The organism is Vibrio sp. Y176 (assembly GCF_033438945.1).
On the sequence record NZ_JAWOQS010000692.1, the window covers coordinates 1 to 639 of the forward strand.

A 639-nucleotide genomic window follows, 5' to 3' on the forward strand; every position below is an offset into this window, starting at 1 on the left:
CTTTCGTGTGATGAGCAAGCTCGCCACACAGGAAAAGTCTCATTCATTAACCGATCCTAAAAGCCCCTTTCTCGCAGAGCCGGTTCACCTCGGTTACGACTTAAAACGCCAAGAAAAGCGGTTGAAGGTTCAATCCCAGGTAGAAATTCGCCGCGCCAAAGGGCAAATCCTTCATGGATTAAGCATCGATTTGTCGAGCTCTGGAGCGAAATTTAAAGTCCCGAGCGCATTTAAATACAACCTTGGTGAAATCATTCACGTTTCATTTACCGAGTTTGCAGGCAAGTCGCAAGTTGCAGGCATCGAAAAGCCACTGTCATATCGAGTATTGGCCGTGGACGATTGCTATGAAAATGATGCAGTGCGCTATCTACGAACCATTCGTCTAACGGAAACCAATGTCGTTGCGCGCGTCATCGACGAAGCATTAAACAGTGCCGCCAAACGCGCACGTCATGACAACCAAGATAAAATCATTCGTGCACGCACACGCGGTTATGAGCACATTGCACTCAAACACACGAGCAACTTACCACTGTTTTTTGATGGTAACGAACTCAAGCTAGCGATGCTGACACCAAACAACCAAAAGTTGTGGCAGTACTGGCACGATGAGAGAAATCAACAAGTGTTTGGCTC

1 protein-coding gene is annotated in these 639 nt (G+C 47.1%); it reads left to right on the plus strand.

Annotated elements, in window-relative coordinates; all coding sequences use genetic code 11:
• Positions 1-639 (plus strand): PilZ domain-containing protein (locus R7O13_RS28110; RefSeq protein ID WP_318305351.1); only part of this gene is annotated, 639 nt, incomplete at both ends.